Origin of the sequence: Lysinibacillus sp. KU-BSD001, assembly GCF_042920265.1 — a bacterium.
Lineage (GTDB): Bacteria > Bacillota > Bacilli > Bacillales_A > Planococcaceae > Lysinibacillus_B.
Map to the genome: position 1 here is coordinate 122,100 of NZ_JBDQZI010000001.1, position 20,441 is coordinate 142,540.

The following is a 20,441-nucleotide window of genomic DNA, read 5'->3' on the forward strand; positions in this document are numbered from 1 at the left end:
GCAGAAAAAAACGAAAAAATGATGTCAATTAAACGCTAACAAAGTATAATGTTTAATAAATAGTAACGTGCAAAGGAGAGCAGCGACATGCCATTATCCCCCTTAGATATACATAATAAGGAGTTTACGCGTGGCTTCCGTGGCTATGCAGAGGACGAGGTAAACGAATTTTTAGATCAGATTATTAAAGATTACGAGATTATTTTACGTGAGAAAAAAGAGCTGGAAGATAAAATCAAAACAATGACAGAACAGATGGACCACTATAACAATTTAGAAGGGACATTACAAAAGTCGATTATTGTTGCACAAGAGGCAGCGGAAGAGTTACGTCGCAACTCGCAAAAGGAAGCAAAGCTCATTGTAAAAGAAGCCGAAAAAAATGCAGATCGTATTGTGAATGAGGCTTTATCGAAAGCACGTAAAGTGACTATTGAAATTGATGAGTTAAAGAAGCAGTCAAAAGTGTTCCGCAACCGCTTTAAGATGTTAGTAGAAGCACAGCTAGATTTATTGAATACAGATGATTGGGATAACTTGCTAGAATACGATGTGACATTGACAGAAATTCCAATACAAACACGTGAAAAGTATGAAACAGAGGATGAGAACTTAAGTTCAATTTAGGCGGAAAAGCTTGACGTGCCGCAAACAGTTTCATATACTGATACACAAAAGATGTTTATATGCATAATCAGCTACGATGGAGACAGTATGTTAAAATTGCTGTGAAGCGATTCGAGGATGGTGGGAGCTCGAACAAAAAGCAATTTTTACAGAAAATCACTCTGGAGCTAGTTCATTGAATTTTAGTAAATGAGCTCGTGATACGCGACGTTACAGCGACTAAGAGGCAGTAAATGTTTACTGTAAATTAGGGTGGTACCACGAAATGACAGCTTTTCGTCCCTTTTTGGGATGAAGGGCTTTTTATTTTGCATGTAAACAAATAACAGGAGGATTACGAATGGTAGAGTATAAAGACACGTTATTAATGCCAAAAACAGATTTCCCAATGCGCGGAGGATTGCCAACAAAAGAGCCGCAAATCCAAGCAAAGTGGAATGAAATGGATATTAACAAATTAGTAAATGAACGTACAAAGGATCGTCCACATTTTGTATTACATGATGGCCCTCCGTATGCAAACGGTGATATCCATATCGGGCATGCATTAAACAAAGTTATTAAAGATATGATTAATCGTCATCGTTCAATGACTGGTTTTCATGTACCGTATGTACCAGGGTGGGATACACACGGTTTACCAATTGAGCAAGCATTAACAAATAAAGGTGTTAATCGTAAAGAAATGTCGGTTGCACAATTCCGCGAGCTTTGTGAAAAATATGCGTATGAGCAAATCGATAATCAGCGTGAACAATTTAAACGTTTAGGTGTGCGCGGGGATTGGGAAAATCCATACATCACATTAAAGCCGGAATTCGAAGCACGTCAAATTGAAGTATTCGGTAAAATGGCGGAAAAAGGCTACATTTATAAAGGCTTAAAACCGGTATACTGGTCACCATCATCTGAATCAGCATTAGCTGAAGCTGAAATTGAATATAAAGATGTCAAATCACCATCTATTTATGTATCGTTCCCGATTAAAGATGCAAAAGGTGTCGTTCCTGCGGATGCGAAATTTATTATCTGGACAACAACACCTTGGACATTACCAGCAAACCTCGGTATTTCTGTAAACCCAGAGTTCACATATGTAGTCGTAGCAGTGGAAGATAAAAAATTCATTATTGCAAAAGATTTACTTGAAAATGTGGCAAATGCAATTGGTTGGGCGTCTTATGAAGTACTTCAAGAAGTAAAAGGGCAAGAGCTTGACCGTGTTGTAGCGAAACACCCATTCTATGATCGCGATTCACTGGTAATGGTTGGTGAGCACGTCACAGCTGAAGCTGGTACAGGATGTGTACACACAGCACCTGGTCACGGGGAAGACGACTTTAACATCGGAAAAGCATATGGCTTACCTGTTTTATCGCCAGTGGATAACCGCGGTTGCTACACAGCAGAAGCACCAGGCTTTGAAGGCATTTTCTATGATGCTGCAAATAAGCTTGTTACAGAAAAATTACAAGAAGTAGATGCGTTGGAAAAATTAAACTTCTTCACGCACTCTTATCCGCATGACTGGCGTACGAAAAAGCCGGTTATTTACCGTGCGACACCACAATGGTTTGCGTCAGTTGAAGCATTCCGTGATGAATTATTAAAAGCGGTTGAAGATACGACATTCACACCTGCATGGGGTGAAACACGTCTTTACAATATGATTCGTGATCGTGGTGACTGGTGTATTTCGCGTCAACGTGCATGGGGGGTACCGATTCCAGTATTCTATGCGGAGAATGGTGAAGAAATCATTACGTCAGAAACAATTGCACATGTCGTGCAGTTATTCCGTGAGCATGGTTCAAATATTTGGTTCCAAAAAACAGCGAAAGAATTACTACCTGAAGGCTTCACACATCCTGGTAGCCCGAATGGCGAGTTCACAAAAGAAAACGACATTATGGACGTTTGGTTTGACTCAGGCTCGTCGCACCAAGGTGTATTAGTAGAGCGCGGCATGAAATACCCAGCAGATCTTTACTTAGAAGGTTCTGACCAATACCGTGGTTGGTTTAACTCATCACTAATTACATCTGTTGCAATTAATGGTTACGCACCATATAAAGGGTTATTATCTCATGGTTTCGTATTAGACGGTGAAGGTCGTAAAATGAGTAAGTCTTTAGGGAATGTGATCATTCCTCAAAAAGTAATGGATCAATACGGTGCAGATATTTTACGTTTATGGGTAGCATCTGTTGACTATACAGGCGACGTGCGTATCTCGATGGATATGTTAAAGCAAGTTTCTGAGGTATATCGTAAAATCCGTAACACGCTTCGTTTCTTACACGGGAACGTGACAGACTTTAATCCAGCGACGGACCGTGTAGCGTATGAAGATTTACGTGAAATGGATCAATACATGTACATGCGCATGCAAGACGTATTAAAAGCTGTACGTACTGCATACGACCGTTATGAATTCTCAGCCGTATATCACACAATCAATAACTTTGTAGCAATTGAGTTATCTTCATTCTACTTAGATATTGCAAAAGATGTTGTGTACATTGAAGGCGTAGACAATCAAGATCGTCGTGCAATGCAAACGGTAATGTACGATACGCTACAAATGTTATTAAAAGTATTAACACCAATTATTCCACATACAACGGAAGAATTATGGGGTTACTTAGGTGCTGAGGAAGCGTCTGTTCAATTAACAGACTTCCCAGAAGTAGATGAAAAAGAGAACTTTGAACAGTTACGTGCAAAATGGAGCAATGTCATTGCGATTCGTGATGAAGTGTTAAAAGCACTTGAAGAAGCGCGTAATGCAAAAGTAATCGGGAAATCGTTAGAAGCGAAATTATCTGTATATGCAGATCAAGAAGCGGTAGCACTTCTAAAAGATGCAACGATTGACTTTGCACAATTATCAATCGTTTCACAATTTGTTGTTGCTGGTACAAAGGATGCGGCCCCAGAAAACGCATTAGTGTTAGAGAAAACAGCAATTGTTGTAGAAAAAGCAGACGGTGAAAAATGTGAGCGCTGCTGGACGATTTCGGAAACAGTTGGCTCGAACGCAGCACATGCAACATTATGTGCACGTTGTGGAGAAGTTGTAGAGAAGTATTACCAATAATCATTTAGCATGTAAATAAGCGGACTGCTCCGTTTATTTACATGCTTTTTTAATTTTAGCTCATAACCAGCAAATTAAGAAACATATATTACCATTTGAGTGACCGTTGCTTTCCGCTCCAGCACTCGCTTTCCACGGGCGAGCATCAAGCCTCCTCGTCGCTCATCCTTCAGTGCTCCTGTCGCTGCGCTTTCGTCGCAAATAAATTTCCTGCGGGGTCTTGCTTGTCTCGCTTTCCCGTAGGAGTCTCGTGCCTCCGCTACAAGCAACTAGTGTTCAATAAAAAATGGGTGGCTAAAAAACAATATATATCCTCATAGATTACAGGGGCTAGGCGACGATATGTGCAAATCGAAAGAAAATGATTTCTTTTAAGGCTCAACACCAGAATATGTTCTTGATTAAAAAGAGGAGCACTTTAAAAGCCCATGGAGTGAAGGGCGGCGAGTGTAGCTGACGGCGTTCGCCTTTCGCTACAGAGCAAAGCTTCCTGCGGGATAAGCTTGAGCGGAAAGCGTCCGCCCGTAACGGAATGCGCGGTCAAGTACACGTTTTGGTGAAGAGTCATTACTTTTAACAAAATTTTAATTTTTTCTTGATTTATATAGTGATAATGATTATCATTCTATAATATGAAATAGTTTGATAGCCAAGTAGGCATTGAAAGGATATGACATGATGAAATTGAGCAAAAAATTATCAGCGTTATTAGTAGCGAGTAGTATTTTAATGGCAGCTTGTGGAGAAGAGGCGACAAAAGAACAGGAAAATGCAGTAGAGCCAGCGCAAGTGGAGACAGAAAAGGTAAGTTTGTCAGCTGAAGTAGAAGTATATCAACAATTTGCGGTAGAGCAAATGGAGAAATTTGTTATTGAAACGGAAAACTTTGTTAACCTATTTAAATCAGGTGATATTGAAGCAGCGAAGGCAGCATATGCGCCTGCACGTATGTATTTTGAACGTTCAGAGCCTATTGCAGAAAGCTTTGGTGATTTAGATCCACGTATCGACGGGCGTTTAGCGGATTTAGAAGAAGAAGGCCAAGGGAAGGAAGAGTGGTCAGGTTACCACAAGCTAGAGTATGCATTATGGGTTGAAAATACGACAACGGGTTATGAGCAAGTGGCCGATCAATTATTAGCAGATGTGAAACAATTATATGCACTTGTACAAACAGTGGAAGTGGAACCAGAGCTATTAGTGACAGGGGCTGTTGACCTATTAAACGAAGTGTCCACATCGAAAATTACAGGGGAAGAGGAAATTTACTCGCATACGGACCTTTATGATTTTAAAGCCAATATTGAAGGGGCAGAGAAAATTTTTGAGATTTTACGTGCGAATTTAGAAGCGAAAGATGCAAATTTAGTAGCAACATTAGATGAGAAATTTAGTGCAATGAATGATTTATTAGCGAAATATGAAGACGGAAAAGGTGGTTATGTGTCATACGAAGTACTAACAGAAGATGATACAAAAGCACTGGCAACAGCAGTAAACGAATTAGGTGAGCCCTTAAGTCAAATGGGTATTGTCATCGAATAGTATAGGAGCTTTCATATGGCAGAAAAAATTACGAGACGAGAAATGTTGAAGCTTTCTGGATTTGCGATTGCAGGCGCAGCAATTGGCGCCTCAGGTCTTGGTGGTGTGATGAAAATGCTAGAGGATGAAGCGCCCAAAGCTTCTACTCATGCCGTCGCGTTTTATGGGAAGCACCAACCAGGCATTACGACGCCTCATCAATCCAATGTATATTTTGCATCGCTTAATTTTGTTGGACAGTCTAAAGCGCAACTCCAACAATTGTTTCAAGATTGGACGCGCTATAGCGAGCGTATGATGCAAGGACAATCCGTTGAGGATGAGGATGCCACTAAACATGTACCACCTGTTGATACAGGTGAGGCATTCAATTTAGATGCAGCGAATTTAACGTTAACGTTTGGAGTAGGACCGTCATTATTTGAACATGCCTCACTCGGATTAAAAAATAAAAAGCCAGCTGAATTAATGGATTTACCTCATTTCCCGAAAGACCAACTACAAAAGCAATGGACAGGTGGGGATCTATGTATTCAAGCATGTGCCGATGATCCGCAAGTGGCATTTCATGCGGTGCGCAATTTACTACGTGTCGGTAGTGGGGTTGTACAGCTGCATTGGTCTCAAGCTGGCTTTATGTCGATGCCTGCAGATGGTGGTACGCCGAGAAATTTATTTTCTTTTAAGGACGGGACGGTTAATCCGAAAACAACGAGTGAATTTGATGAGCATGTATGGGTATCGAATCACGAACAGTCTTGGTTGAATAATGGCACGTATTTAATCGTTAGAAGAATACAAATGCATTTAGAAACATGGGATCGTACATCGCTTCATCAACAAGAAATGACGTTTGGGCGTTACCGACATAATGGGGCATTATTCGGGCAGGCAGATGAGTTTGCTGAAACAGATGTGTTCGCAAAAGATGTGGAAGGGGAGTCTGTGGTTCCTGAAAACTCTCATGTGTACTTATCACGTCTTGCAAAACAAACGATTTATCGTCGTCCATTCTCTTATGCATCAGGTACTGTAACAGAAACAGGAGCTTATGATAGTGGCTTGCTGTTTATCTCATTCCAAAAACATCCGAAGCAGTTCATCGATATTCAAAACAGCTTAGGGCGTATGGATAAATTAAATGAATATATTACACATCGGGGAAGTGCATTATTTGCTTGTCTGCCTGGTGTTAAAAAAGGGAGTTATTTAGGTGAAGCGCTTTTTACAAGTTTGTAGTATCGTCGTAATGAGCTTGCTCCTTTTCACACCTATTACAAAAGCATCTGATTATAGCGAACTATACGTGTTAATTACCGATGCGATCATTAATACGAATCAGCAAAATGAAGAGCAAGCTCAACAGGCGCTTCAAGAAATTGAGCAATTGTGGGCTACGTATAGCTCAGAGCAAGTAGAAGCAAAGGCAGAGGTGGATCACGCTATTAAGGCTGTCATGAATGCAAGTGATGCAGCATCGCGAGTAAAGGCACTTTCGCAGCTGTCAAAAGCACTATCAGCCCTTGACTTAGCAGAAAATCCGATTGATGAAAAAGCGGAGCGTGAATCGTTTTATTCGAAGTTTAGTCCGTTTATGACCCAATGGGAAGAGGCTTACGTAACAAATGACACGGAGAAAATCCAAGAAGCCTATAAAATGCTCGATGCAAAATGGAACCAATACGAAAAGCCGGTACGTGCGCAAAGTATTGGGTTATATGGACAAATTGAAAGTCAATTAGCATTTATGCGCATTGCGTTATCGAATGAAACACCCGATATAGCGTTAGCGAACTCTTATTTTACGACGTTAAAATCGCATATCGAGCAGTTTATGGCCGGTGAAGATATTGTCGTTGAAGATAAAGGCTATTCTTTGCAAACGCTGGTCGATTTAATGGATGATGCGTTAAAAGCGATTGAACAAACAGACTATGAGGTGGCGGCAGATGCTTTAACACAATTTATCATCGTTTGGCCAAATGTAGAAATCGAAATATCGACACGCAATAGCTCACTGTATAATAAGTTAGAAAGCGATATTCCGATTTTAGTCAGTCGTTTATCACAAACGACACCGAAAGTAGAGGAAGTTGTAGCACAATTAGAAACATTTAAAAAAGAGATTCAGCTAATACAAAGTGATGATAGCTATTCGTTTTGGGATTCAGCATTAATCTTATTACGTGAAGGGTTAGAGGCGATTTTAATTATCATGGTCCTCGTTTCCTTCTTAAAGCGCTCTAATCAAGAACGGATGGTGAAATGGATTTATTCAGGGGCAGTAGCAGGTGTTCTATTATCTGCTGGAATGGCGATTTTACTGGCGATTGTATTTGATTCTTTAACATCAGGTACAAACCGTGAAATGATTGAAGGCTGGGTAGGGCTTGCAGCGGCGATTATGATGATTGGTGTCGGTGTGTGGCTTCATAGTAAATCGACTGTGCAATCATGGAATACTTATTTGTCCAAGCAAATGGGACATGCGATTTCGAAAGGATCCGTACTGGCGATGGCTTTTATTAGTTTCTTATCGGTATTCCGAGAAGGGGCAGAGACCATTTTATTTTATGCGGGTATTATTCCGAAAATAGAAATTTTTGACTTTGTTTTAGGCATTGTGATCGCCATTATTATTTTAATCATCGTGGCTTTGGCATTAACAAAGCTCAGTGGCAAAATTCCGATTCATAAGTTTTTCTTTGTCGCGACCATCATGATTTATATATTAGCCTTTAAAATTATCGGAACAAGTATCCATACACTGCAATTAACAGATGTTGTCTCAACAAATGTTGTGGATGTTTTACCTGTTATGAGTGCAATCGGTTTTTATCCAACCGTGGAAACGATACTTGGGCAAGCGATTTTATTGTTTATTTGGGCGTTTGTCTCATGGAAACAACGTAAACATTCATAAAAAGTGCACAAAAGCTTCGCGGAGCTTTGTGCGCTTTTTTGTGGGCGAAAAGAATAGGGTAGCAAAAAAATATTATTGTCATCATTATTCGAAAGTGATTGCTTTGTGTTAGAATGGGATAGATATGCATATAGGGGGCGTCTAGGTGAAAAGGTTTTATGGAATTGCCATCATTGTCATTTTACTCGACCAACTAACAAAGTGGATGGTTGTTAAAAATATGGAGCTTGGTGAGCGAATTGCTATTTGGGATCCGTGGTTTGGTTTGCTTTCGCATCGAAATCGCGGCGCAGCATGGGGCATGCTACAAGGGCAAATGTGGCTCTTTACGATTGTGACGATCGGCGTTATTATCGCGATTATTTATTTTTATCATACGGAGGCAAAGGGAAAACCATTTTTCCAAGTGAGTTTAATGCTGCTGTTAGGTGGGGCAATTGGGAACTTTATTGACCGTTTATTGTTAGGAGAAGTGGTCGATTTTGTGGATGTATTGATTCCAGTCATTAACTACCATTTCCCAATTTTTAATATTGCGGATGCCGCATTAACAATTGCTGTCGTCATGTTATTAATTGCAATTTTGATAGAAGATCGAGTAGAAAAGAAAAAGGTGAAAAAATGAACGTAACATATACAATGGAAGAACAACATGCAGGAGAGCGTCTAGATAAAGCATTATCGAGCCTGCAATCAGAATGGTCACGCACGCAAATTGGGAATTGGATTGATGAAAATCGTATCAAAGTAAACGGTACGGAAGTCAAAGCAAAGTACAAAGTTAAAGCAGGCGATGTCATTGAGATTGAGGTACCAGAAGCAGAGCCGTTAGAAATTGTAGCAGAAGATTTACAGTTAGAAATCGTTTATGAGGATAAAGATGTATTAGTAGTGAATAAGCCACGCGGCATGGTTGTGCATCCGGCACCAGGGCATACAACAGGAACGCTTGTGAACGGCTTAATGTATCATTGTAAAGATTTATCGGGTATTAATGGGGTGATGCGCCCAGGTATTGTGCACCGTATCGATAAAGATACATCCGGTTTACTTATGGTGGCCAAAAATGATGTCGCACATGAAGGATTAGTAAACCAACTTGTACAGAAAACGGTCACACGAAAATATACAGCACTTGTACATGGTCATATTGCGCACGATAAAGGAACAATTGATGCCCCGATTGCACGTGACCCTAAAGACCGTCAAAAGCAAGCGATTGTAGATGGTGGTAAGCATGCCGTGACGCACTTCCAAGTACTAGAACGCTTCGGTGATTATACGCTAGTAGAGTGCCGTTTAGAAACAGGACGTACACACCAAATTCGTATACACATGAATTATATCGGTTTCCCATTAGTTGGCGATCCAAAATACGGACCGAAGAAAACAATCGACTTTGGTGGACAAGTGTTACATGCGGGAGTGTTAGGCTTTATACAGCCTGTAACAGGTGAATACTTAGAATTCGAAGCACCACTGCCACAGGATTTTGTTGATTTATTAGCCGAGCTGAGAAAATGATATGACATGAAGGAACTACCGAAATGGTAGTTCCTTTTTGTATTTTTGTACAATTGAAAGGCTACTAAAAGGAGAAATATCACCTATAAAATAACACATATAATTAACAGACAATTCACGCTTGTAGAACATTTTGTTTTAGTTGTCTGACCTTGTAATGTTTTATTGACAGGCTACATAAACAAGCATATACTGACAACAGTGAAAAAAACGAGCTTGACGAGAGCGAGCCGTATAGCACAAATTACTTTAAATAATGTCACCTTTAATGGCAGTCCAGAGAGGCTGAGAAGGTATAATGTGAGAACCATCGGGATATCTGTAGGCAGATTTTTCGGATGCGTTTATTTCAACATGCACTTTCCAACCCTCTAGGTGACTAGAGGGTTTTTTATTTTCGTTGAAACACAACATACCATAACAAATACATCAATGAAAGGAGAATCGTTATGGCACATATAACAGAGCTATTAGATGGGCCATCAATGAACAGAGCCATTACGCGTATCGCCCATGAAATCATCGAGCGCAATAAAGGGATTGATGAAGTCATTTTAGTTGGGATTAAGACGCGTGGGGCATTTTTAGCGAAGCGCTTAGCAGAGCGAATTGAAAGTATAGAAGGAAAAGCGATTCGTACGGGGGAGCTAGATATTACGCTTTACCGGGATGATTTATCGACAAAGCAAGTAAACGACCAAGCCCAAGTACAACAAGTAGACATTGATTATCAAGTGAACGACCAAAAAATTGTGCTAGTCGATGATGTGTTATATACGGGACGTACAGTGCGTGCAGCACTAGATGCCGTGATGGATTTAGGAAGACCTTCTCAAATCCAATTAGCAGTATTAGTAGACAGAGGACATCGGGAACTACCAATTCGTGCCGATTACGTCGGTAAAAACATTCCGACAGCCGGACATGAGCGAATTGTAGTCAATTTAGAAGAAGTTGACGGTCAGGATATCGTGACGATTCATAAAGAAGCAGAGTAGAAAAGAGGAACAAACGGTGTCTACAAAACCAGTATTAGATATCAACGAAAAACCAAGTATTGTACAGTTAATTACATTAAGTTTCCAACATTTATTTGCCATGTTTGGTTCAACTATTTTAGTACCAAAATTAGTAGGTCTTGATCCAGGGATTGCCCTGTTAACAAGTGGGATTGCCACGATTATCTTCCTATTAATTACACAATTTAAAGTGCCAGCATACTTAGGCTCATCATTCGCCTTTATTACACCGATTATTACGGTAGCAGGGCTTGATAACGCAGGCGTAGCCATTAACCCAGGGAACGCAATGATAGGGGCAATGGGCGTTGGGATTATTTACGGGATTGTCGCTTTAGTTATTTGGAAGACAGGCTATAAATGGTTAATGGCCTTACTACCACCCATTGTAGTAGCACCTGTAATTATCGTAATCGGTTTAGGGTTAGCAGGAACAGCTGTTGACATGGCAATGAATATTACGGTTCAGCAGTTAGATGAAGCAACAGGTCAAATGATGGATGTAAAAGTGTATAGCTTTAAACATTTCTCAGCAGCGCTTGTCACGTTGTTGGCAGCGATCGTATTTAATGTATATTTTAAAAATATTTTAAGTGCCATGCCGATTTTATTAGGGTTAATCATCGGATATATTTATTCTGTAGCCATCGGAATTGTAAACTTTGAGCCAGTAAAAGAGGCAGCATGGTTTGCGATGCCAACCTTCTTAATACCGGGCGTAGATTATGAATTGAACGTAACAACAACGATTTTAGCTGCAATGTTACCAGTAGTCATTGTGACCATTTCGGAACATATTGGTCACCAATTAGTATTAGGGAAAGTCGTAGAACGAAATTACATTAAAGATCCGGGTCTTCATCGCTCATTATTAGGTGATGGCTTAGGAACATTTGTTAGTGCGTTAATCGGTGGTCCACCGAAAACAACGTATGGTGAAAATATCGGGGTATTAGCGATTACAAGAGTGTACTCCATCTATGTTATCTTCGGTGCAGCAGTAGCGGCAATGTTAATCGCATTCTTCGGGAAAGTAATGGCATTAATTTCAACAATCCCAACAGCAGTACTGGGCGGTATTTCGATTTTATTATTCGGGATCATTGCATCGAGCGGTTTACGTATGTTCGTTGAAAGTCGCGTAGATTTTGGAAATAACCGCAACATGGTGATCGCATCAGTTATTTTAATCATCGGTATCGGCAATGCACAAATTGTATTTGGCGATTTTGCCATCGGTGGTATGGCGTTATCCGCATTAATTGGTGTGGCATTAAACTTAATCTTACCAGGACGCGATAAAGGCGCTGGAGACTTGTACGAACATGAATAATTAAATAGTAGTACCTTTTAAGATTTGTCCAGAGAGGCAAGGAAGGGGAACGACACGAAGGCACGTCTATGAACGATGTCTTAGCTTGTCACACCCTCAAAGCCTCGCTATCTTGTATAGTGAGGTTTTTTTAAAAAAGAAAATGAAGAATATTTCATCAATCTGTCAAATGAGAATAGTCAAAATAGTTCTATACTAGTAAGTAGCGAATCAAATCGGAGGCGCAATGTATGAAAAATTTATTGTCAATGGAGCATTTATCAAATGAGGAAATTTTACACATTTTAGAACGAGCACAGGCGTTTGAAAATGGCGAACAGCCACAGCTTGATCGAGCATACAATGTGGCAAATCTTTTCTTCGAGCCAAGTACACGTACAAAAACAAGCTTTGAAATGGCAGAGCGCCGCATTGGCTGTACAGTCATTCCGTTTGATGCAGGGTTTTCAAGTGCATTAAAAGGTGAAACGATGTATGACACAGTAAAAACACTTGAAATGATTGGTCTGGATGCCGTCGTGATTCGTGCGAAAGAAGATGAATACTACAATGAACTGCTAGAAGGTATTGATTGTGCTGTCATTAATGCAGGTGACGGGGCAGGGCAACATCCATCGCAAAGCTTACTGGATCTATACACAATCAAAAAAGAATTCGGCAACTTTGAAGGCTTAAATATTACGATTGTAGGTGATATTTCACATAGCCGAGTAGCAAAATCCAATGCGGTGGCACTCACAAGACTAGGGGCGAATATTCGTTTCCTTTGCCCAGAAGAATGGGCAGGCGATTTTGAAGCTGTACACTCATGGGATGCAGTATTAGAAGATAGTGATGTTGTGATGCTACTTCGCATTCAACATGAGCGACACGCGGTAAGTAAAAACTTTTCCAAAGATAGTTATCACGAGGAGTTTGGTTTAACGGTAGAACGTGAAAAACGCATGAAAAAAAGTGCCATTATTATGCATCCAGCACCGGTGAACCGCGATGTAGAAATCGCAGACGAATTAGTAGAATGTGAACGTTCTCGTATTTTCCAGCAAGTGCGAAATGGTGTATATGCACGTATGGCCATACTAGAAACGATTTTGAAGGGACGATAATAAGATGACAATGACATTTATTCAAAACGTAAAAATGTTAAATGAACAAGGTGAATTAATCGACGCAACAGTAACAGTTGAAGATGGCAAAGTAACAGAAATTGGCGGTGTGATGCCAGAAGGAAAAGGTGTCATTCAAGTAATCGATGGACAAGGCAACTTCCTTTCGCCAGGTTTTGTAGATGTACACGTACATCTTCGTGAGCCAGGCTTTGAACATAAAGAAACGATTGCAACAGGCTCTTTAGCTGCAGCACGTGGCGGTTTCACAACAATTTGTGCGATGCCAAACACAAAGCCAGTACCAGATTCAGTCGAAAACATGCAGTTAATTAATGGTCTGATTAAGGAAAGTGCCCTCGTTCGTGTATTGCCATATGGCTCACTAACAAAAGATATTTCAGGTGAAGAACGCACAAATATGGAAGAACTAAAAGCAAATGGTGCTGTAGCTTTCTCAGATGATGGTGTAGGTATTCAATTAGCCTCTACAATGTATGAACAAATGAAAGAGGCTGCACGTTTAGATACGATCGTTGTTGCACACTGTGAAGATAACTCACTTATTTATGAAGGTGTCATGCATGAGGGGAAACGTAATAAAGAGCTAGGTTTACCGGGGATCCCATCGATTTGTGAATCTGTCCAAATTGCGCGCGACGTATTACTAGCTGAAGCAGCAGGTGCGCGCTACCACGTATGTCACGTATCAACGAAAGAATCTGTACGTGCAGTACGCGATGCAAAAGCAGCAGGCATTAAGGTAACAGCTGAAGTTTGTCCACACCATCTTTTACTTGAAGAAATGGACATCCCATCAGACGATGCAAACTGGAAAATGAACCCGCCACTACGTGCAAAGGACGACCAAGATTCATTACACGCAGCATTACTTGACGGCACAATCGACTGTATCGCAACAGACCATGCACCACACACAGTAGAGGAAAAATGCTGTGGTATGGTTGGTGCACCATTCGGCATTGTCGGCTTTGAAACAGCATTCCCACTTTTATACACACATTTTGTAAAAACGGGTAAATGGACATTAAAGCAATTAGTTGAGTGGATGGCAACAAAGCCAGCAGAAATTTTCGACTTACCATACGGTAAAATTGAAGTAGGGGCTTCAGCAGACTTTACGATTATCGATCTTGAAAAAGAGATGGAAGTAAATCCAGAAGAGTTTAAGTCAAAAGGGCGTAACACACCATTTACAGGATGGAAGACGCAAGGCTGGCCAGTACTAACAATATTTGAAGGTAATATCGTATATCAGGAGGCAGAATAATGAAAAAACGTTTATTAATTTTAGAAGACGGTACTGTATTTCACGGTACAGCATTCGGTAGTGACAAAGCATCACAAGGTGAAGTTGTATTTACAACAGGAATGACAGGTTACCAAGAAACATTATCGGATCCATCATTTTACGGTCAAATTGTTACATTAACATATCCACTCATCGGGAACTACGGCATTAACCGTGATGATTTCGAAGCGATTGCACCAGTTATCCGTGGATTTGTTGTACGTGAGCTTGCAGATCAGCCATCGAATTGGCGTTCAGATATGACATTGAATGACTATTTAAAAGCACAAGATATTCCTGGTATCGAAGGAATTGATACACGTAAATTAACACGTATTATCCGTACAAAAGGTGCGGTGCGTGCGATTTTAACAGAAGCAGATGCAGACGTAAATGTAGAAGAAGTAGTAGCGCAATTACAAGCAACACCGCTTATTACACATCATGTAAAAGAAGTATCACCAAAAGCAGCTTATCCGTCACCAGGACGTGGAAAACGTGTTGTATTAATTGATTTCGGTATGAAGCATGGCATTTTACGAGAATTAAATAAACGCGACTGTGACGTATTAGTCGTGCCTTATAACACACCAGCAGAGCGCATTTTAGCGTGGCATCCAGACGGTATTATGTTATCAAATGGCCCAGGTAACCCAATGGACGTAGCAGAAGGTATTGAAACAGTGAAAAACTTAATCGGTAAAGTACCGATGTTCGGGATTTGCTTAGGTCACCAAATCTTCTCATTAGCGTGTGGCGCAAAATCATTCAAATTACCATTCGGTCACCGCGGAGGGAACCACCCAGTAAAAGATTTACGCACAGGCCGTACAGATTTAACATCTCAAAACCATGGCTATGCGATCGATATCGAGTCATTAAAAGAGACAGATTTAGAATTAACACACGTTGCATTAAACGACGGTACTTGTGAAGGGGTTCGTCATAAAAAATACCCAATCTTCACAGTTCAATATCACCCAGAAGCTTCACCAGGTCCAGAAGATTCAAATCACTTATTCGATGAATTCATTGAAATGATGGAAAATGAAGCAGCAAAGGAGAAACAACATGCCTAAACGTACAGATATTAACACTATTTTAGTAATTGGATCAGGTCCAATCGTAATCGGTCAAGCAGCAGAGTTTGACTATGCAGGAACACAAGCGTGTCTTTCATTAAAAGAAGAAGGTTACCGTGTTATCCTAATCAATTCAAATCCAGCGACAATTATGACAGATACAGAAATCGCTGACAAAGTATATATCGAACCAATTTCGTTAGAGTTTGTGTCACGTATCTTGCGTAAAGAACGTCCAGATGCAATCCTACCAACACTTGGTGGTCAAACAGGTTTAAATATGGCGATCGAGTTAGATGAATCAGGTATTTTAGATGAGCTAGGAATCGAAATTCTTGGGACAAAATTAGATGCGATTCATAAAGCAGAGGACCGCGATTTATTCCGTAACTTAATGTACGAATTAGGTGCTCCAGTACCTGAGTCAGACATCATCCATAACATGGAAGAAGCGAAAGCATTAGTAGCACGTATCGGCTATCCAGTAATCGTACGTCCAGCGTTTACACTTGGCGGTACTGGCGGCGGTATTTGTTACAACGACCAAGACTTAGAGGAAATCGTTACATCAGGTTTAAAATATTCACCTGTAACACAATGTTTACTTGAAAAATCAATCGCTGGTTATAAAGAGATTGAATACGAAGTAATGCGTGACTCAGCAGACAACGCGATCGTTGTATGTAATATGGAAAACTTTGACCCAGTTGGTATTCATACGGGTGACTCAATCGTAGTGGCACCAACGCAAACATTATCGGACCGTGAAAATCAAATGTTACGTAATATCTCTTTAGATATTATTCGTGCATTAAAAATTGAAGGTGGCTGTAACGTGCAATTAGCACTTGATCCATACAGCTTCCAATACTATGTAATCGAAGTTAACCCACGTGTATCACGTTCATCGGCGCTCGCTTCAAAAGCAACGGGTTACCCAATTGCAAAGTTAGCAGCAAAAATCGCTGTCGGTTTAACGTTAGATGAAATTAAAAACCCAGTGACAGGTTCAACATTTGCTTGCTTCGAGCCAGCACTTGACTACATCGTAGCGAAAATCCCGCGCTGGCCATTCGATAAATTCGAATCAGCGAAACGTAACTTAGGTACACAAATGAAAGCAACGGGTGAAGTAATGGCACTTGGCCGTACGTTCGAAGAAGCGATGTTAAAAGCAGTTCGTTCACTTGAAACAGGTCACTACCATATTGAGATGAAACACCCAGAAGAGTTAACAGATTCTTGGATCGAAAAACGTATTCGTAAAGCGGGCGACGAGCGTTTATTCTTCATCGGTGAAGCATTACGCCGCGGTGTAACAATCGAGCAAATTCACGAGTGGTCAGCAATCGACTTATTCTTCTTACACAAATTAAAGAAAATCGTCGATATGGAAGCGACACTTGCAGACAATAAAAACGATAAAGATGTATTACGTACAGCAAAACGTTTAGGCTTTGCAGATCGTAAAATCGCAGAGCTTTGGGAAACAACGGCAGAAGCAGTGTATGCATTCCGTAAAGAACACGGCATCATCCCAGTGTATAAAATGGTTGATACATGTGCAGCTGAATTTGAATCGCAAACACCATACTTCTATGGCACATACGAAGAAGAAAATGAGTCAATTAAATCTGACAAGCCATCTGTTGTGGTACTAGGCTCTGGTCCGATTCGTATCGGTCAAGGGGTAGAGTTTGACTATGCGACAGTACACTCTGTATGGGCAATTCAAGAAGCAGGCTATGAAGCGATTATTATTAACTCAAATCCTGAAACTGTATCGACGGACTTCTCGATTTCAGATAAGTTATACTTCGAGCCATTAACAATCGAAGACGTCATGCACATCATCGATTTAGAACAACCGATTGGGGTAGTCGTGCAATTCGGTGGTCAAACGGCGATTAACTTAGCAGATAAATTGGAAGCAAATGGCGTGAAAATTCTAGGGACAACGTTAGAAGACATCGACCGTGCAGAAAACCGTGATAAGTTCGAGCAAGCATTACAACAATTAAACATTCCACAACCTCCTGGTGATACAGCTACTTCAGCAGAAGGCGCAATGGCAATTGCTGAAAAGTTAGGCTTCCCAGTATTAGTACGCCCATCATACGTACTTGGCGGACGTGCAATGGAAATTGTATACAATATGGATGAGTTAGCACACTATATGGAGCATGCGGTAGAAGCTTCTCCAGATCACCCAGTATTAGTTGACCGTTATTTAACAGGTCAAGAAATTGAAGTAGATGCAATTTGTGATGGTGAAAATGTATTAATTCCAGGTATTATGGAGCACATTGAGCGTGCAGGGGTGCACTCTGGTGACTCAATCTCTGTATATCCACCGCAAAAATTAACAGAGGCACAAAAAGAAACGCTTGTAGACTACACAACACGTTTAGCAAAAGGCTTAGGCATCGTTGGTCTGATGAACATTCAATATGTAATGAGCGAAGGCGAAATTTACGTAATCGAAGTAAACCCACGCTCTTCTCGTACAGTACCATTCTTATCAAAAATTACGAATATCCCGATGGCAAATATCGCAACAAAAGCGATTCTTGGTCAATCGATTGTAGCGCAAGGTTACAAACCAGGCTTAGCGCCAGAACAAACAGGTGTATTCGTAAAAGTGCCAGTGTTCTCATTTGCAAAATTACGCCGTGTTGACATTACATTAGGACCTGAAATGAAGTCAACGGGTGAGGTAATGGGGAAAGATTCTACACTTGAAAAAGCACTTTACAAAGGCTTAGTAGCAGCAGGTATGGAAATTAAAACGCACGGTACTGTGTTATTTACTGTATCGGATAAAGATAAAGAAGAAGCAATTGCGATTGCAAAACGCTTCTCAACAGTAGGCTACCGTATTATGGCAACAGAAGGTACAGCACGAAGCTTTGAAGCAGCAGGTATACGTACAGATGTTGTTGAAAAAATCGGTGCAAAAGGTAAAACATTAATCGATGTCATTCAAAACGGTGAAGCACAACTTGTTGTGAACACATTAACAAAAGGCAAGCAACCAGCGCGTGACGGCTTCCGTATTCGTCGTGAGTCAGTAGAAAACGGTGTACCATGTTTAACATCACTTGATACTGCTGAAGCGATGCTACGTGTAATCGAGTCGATGACATTCACTGCTGAAGAAATGCCAAAAGCGGAGGTAGTACACTAATATGATTCGCCAAGAACGAATGACGGTCGTTCAGCAATCGAAAATTGCTCATAATATTTTTGAGCTTACAGTACAAGGCGAGCTTGTCCAGGAAATGACTCCTGGGCAGTTCGTGCATGTACGTGTAGCTGATATGTTCGAACCGCTATTACGACGTCCAATTAGTATTGCCAATATTAATAAGGAAACAAATGAATTTACGATGATCTATCGTGCAGAGGGTCGTGGAACTGAAATTTTATCGTTAAAGCAAGTAGGTGATACGATAGATATTTTAGGGCCAATCGGTAATGGCTTCCCGGTTGATGCAGTACCAGAGGGCGGTACGGCATTGCTTGTCGGAGGTGGTATCGGTGTACCCCCATTATATGAATTAGCTAAGCAATTAAATGCACGTGGTATACGGACAATTCATGTATTAGGATTCCAATCGGAAAATGTTTGTTTTTATGAAGAACAGTTTAGCCATTTAGGCGATACACATTATGTCACAGCGGATGGAACAAAAGGAACAAAGGGGTTTGTGACAAACTTATTAGATGAGTTACAGCCTGAGTTTGATGTGTTCTATTCTTGTGGACCGCTGCCAATGTTAAAAGCATTAGAAGCACAATTCCCAGATAAACCAGGTTATTTATCCTTTGAAGAACGTATGGCTTGTGGGATTGGTGCATGTTTCGCTTGTGTATGCAACACAACAGAAAATGTTGAAAAAGATTATGTAAAAGTATGCTCAGATGGGCCAGTATTCCCGAAAGGAGTTGTGGCACTATGAGCCGTATCAATATTTCGTTACCAGGATTAGAACTAAAGAACCCAATTATGCCAGCGTCAGGCTGTTTTGGCTTCGGTCGTGAATACGCACAACTGTATGATTTATCAAAGCTAGGTGCAATTATGATTAAAGCGACGACAGTAGAAACACGTAGCGGAAATCCAACGCCACGTGTAGCAGAAACTTCAGCGGGTATGTTAAATGCGATTGGGCTTCAAAACCCAGGAATCGAGAAAGTAATGGCAGAAGAGCTTCCTTTCTTAGAAGGGTATGATGTGCCAATTATCGCAAACGTTGCGGGGACTGAAGTGGCAGACTATGTAGAAGTAGCGGAGCGTATTTCGAAAGCACCGAACGTTCATGCATTAGAATTAAATATTTCATGCCCGAACGTTAAATGTGGAGGCATTCAATTCGGTACAGATCCAGCGACTGCGCGTGAATTAGTAGAGGCCGTTAAAGCGGTATCGAGTGTGCCAGTCTACGTAAAACTTTCACCGAACGTAACAAATATTGTGGATATCGCAAAAGCGGTAGAAGCAGGTGGTGCAGACGGTATTACGATGATTAATACACTGATTGGTATGCGTCTACACGAAAAAACAGGAAAGCCAGTGATTGCCAATGGCACGGGTGGTTTATCAGGTCCAGCGGTTAAACCAGTAGCGATTCGCATGGTTTATGAAGTATATAAAAATATAAATATTCCTATTATTGGAATGGGCGGTGTCATGAACGCACAAGACGTAGTCGACTTTATGTCAGCAGGTGCTTCAGCTGTCGCGGTTGGTACGGCAAACTTTGTCGATCATTTCGTATGCCCGACAATCATTGATGCGCTACCAGCAAAGTTAGACGAGCTAGGTGTAGAGCATATTACAGAACTTATTGGAAGGAGTCACCGTTAA

General features: G+C 40.8%; 15 protein-coding genes and 1 other annotated feature. All 15 genes read left to right on the forward strand.

The features are described 5' to 3' along the window. Window positions 1-87: 87 nt before the first annotated feature. The 15 genes from AAGS61_RS00620 to AAGS61_RS00690 all read left to right on the forward strand — a co-directional run bounded on the left by AAGS61_RS00620 (window position 88) and on the right by AAGS61_RS00690 (window position 20,441). Window positions 88-627, forward strand: coding sequence for a DivIVA domain-containing protein (locus AAGS61_RS00620; protein WP_391366345.1), 540 nt, complete (start codon window positions 88-90; stop codon window positions 625-627). Window positions 628-691: 64 nt separating this feature from the next. After that, window positions 692-914: a binding site (T-box leader), on the forward strand. A gap of 53 nt (window positions 915-967) precedes the next feature. Then, window positions 968-3,727, forward strand: coding sequence for an isoleucine--tRNA ligase (ileS, locus tag AAGS61_RS00625; RefSeq protein WP_391366346.1), 2,760 nt, complete (start codon window positions 968-970; stop codon window positions 3,725-3,727). 678 nt (window positions 3,728-4,405) lie between these two features. Further along, window positions 4,406-5,272 carry an iron uptake system protein EfeO gene (efeO, locus tag AAGS61_RS00630; RefSeq protein ID WP_391366347.1) on the forward strand — a complete coding sequence of 289 codons (867 nt, stop codon included), beginning with the start codon at window positions 4,406-4,408 and terminating at the stop codon, window positions 5,270-5,272. Between the two features lie 15 nt (window positions 5,273-5,287). Beyond that, window positions 5,288-6,511, forward strand: coding sequence for an iron uptake transporter deferrochelatase/peroxidase subunit (gene efeB, locus AAGS61_RS00635; protein WP_391366348.1), 1,224 nt, complete (start codon window positions 5,288-5,290; stop codon window positions 6,509-6,511). After that, the gene (locus AAGS61_RS00640; protein WP_391366349.1) at window positions 6,486-8,195 is read left to right on the forward strand and encodes an FTR1 family iron permease; all 1,710 of its coding nucleotides are present in this window, start codon (window positions 6,486-6,488) and stop codon (window positions 8,193-8,195) included. Before efeB ends, AAGS61_RS00640 begins: the two co-directional genes overlap by 26 nt. A 145-nt stretch (window positions 8,196-8,340) precedes the next feature. Then, window positions 8,341-8,820, forward strand: a complete 480-nt coding sequence (lspA, locus tag AAGS61_RS00645; protein ID WP_391366350.1) for a signal peptidase II — start codon at window positions 8,341-8,343, stop codon at window positions 8,818-8,820. Then, window positions 8,817-9,719, forward strand: coding sequence for an RluA family pseudouridine synthase (locus tag AAGS61_RS00650; protein WP_391366351.1), 903 nt, complete (start codon window positions 8,817-8,819; stop codon window positions 9,717-9,719). Before lspA ends, AAGS61_RS00650 begins: the two co-directional genes overlap by 4 nt. Before the next feature lie 449 nt (window positions 9,720-10,168). Next, window positions 10,169-10,717 (forward strand): bifunctional pyr operon transcriptional regulator/uracil phosphoribosyltransferase PyrR, encoded by a 549-nt coding sequence (pyrR, locus tag AAGS61_RS00655; protein ID WP_391366352.1) that lies wholly within the window; start codon window positions 10,169-10,171, stop codon window positions 10,715-10,717. A gap of 16 nt (window positions 10,718-10,733) precedes the next feature. Beyond that, complete coding sequence (locus AAGS61_RS00660; protein WP_391366353.1) at window positions 10,734-12,071, forward strand: solute carrier family 23 protein; 1,338 nt, start codon at window positions 10,734-10,736, stop codon at window positions 12,069-12,071. Between the two features lie 230 nt (window positions 12,072-12,301). Further along, complete coding sequence (locus AAGS61_RS00665) at window positions 12,302-13,177, forward strand: aspartate carbamoyltransferase catalytic subunit (protein WP_391366354.1); 876 nt, start codon at window positions 12,302-12,304, stop codon at window positions 13,175-13,177. Between the two features lie 10 nt (window positions 13,178-13,187). Further along, complete coding sequence (locus AAGS61_RS00670; RefSeq protein WP_391367277.1) at window positions 13,188-14,468, forward strand: dihydroorotase; 1,281 nt, start codon at window positions 13,188-13,190, stop codon at window positions 14,466-14,468. Beyond that, entirely contained in the window at window positions 14,468-15,568 is a 1,101-nt protein-coding gene (locus AAGS61_RS00675; protein ID WP_391366355.1) for a carbamoyl phosphate synthase small subunit, read from the forward strand. The genes AAGS61_RS00670 and AAGS61_RS00675 overlap by 1 nt, the downstream gene beginning before the upstream one ends. After that, window positions 15,561-18,758, forward strand: coding sequence for a carbamoyl-phosphate synthase large subunit (gene carB / locus AAGS61_RS00680; protein WP_391366356.1), 3,198 nt, complete (start codon window positions 15,561-15,563; stop codon window positions 18,756-18,758). Before AAGS61_RS00675 ends, carB begins: the two co-directional genes overlap by 8 nt. Window position 18,759: 1 nt before the next feature. Next, the gene (locus AAGS61_RS00685) at window positions 18,760-19,533 is read left to right on the forward strand and encodes a dihydroorotate dehydrogenase electron transfer subunit (protein ID WP_391366357.1); all 774 of its coding nucleotides are present in this window, start codon (window positions 18,760-18,762) and stop codon (window positions 19,531-19,533) included. After that, window positions 19,530-20,441 (forward strand): dihydroorotate dehydrogenase, encoded by a 912-nt coding sequence (locus tag AAGS61_RS00690; protein ID WP_391366358.1) that lies wholly within the window; start codon window positions 19,530-19,532, stop codon window positions 20,439-20,441. Before AAGS61_RS00685 ends, AAGS61_RS00690 begins: the two co-directional genes overlap by 4 nt.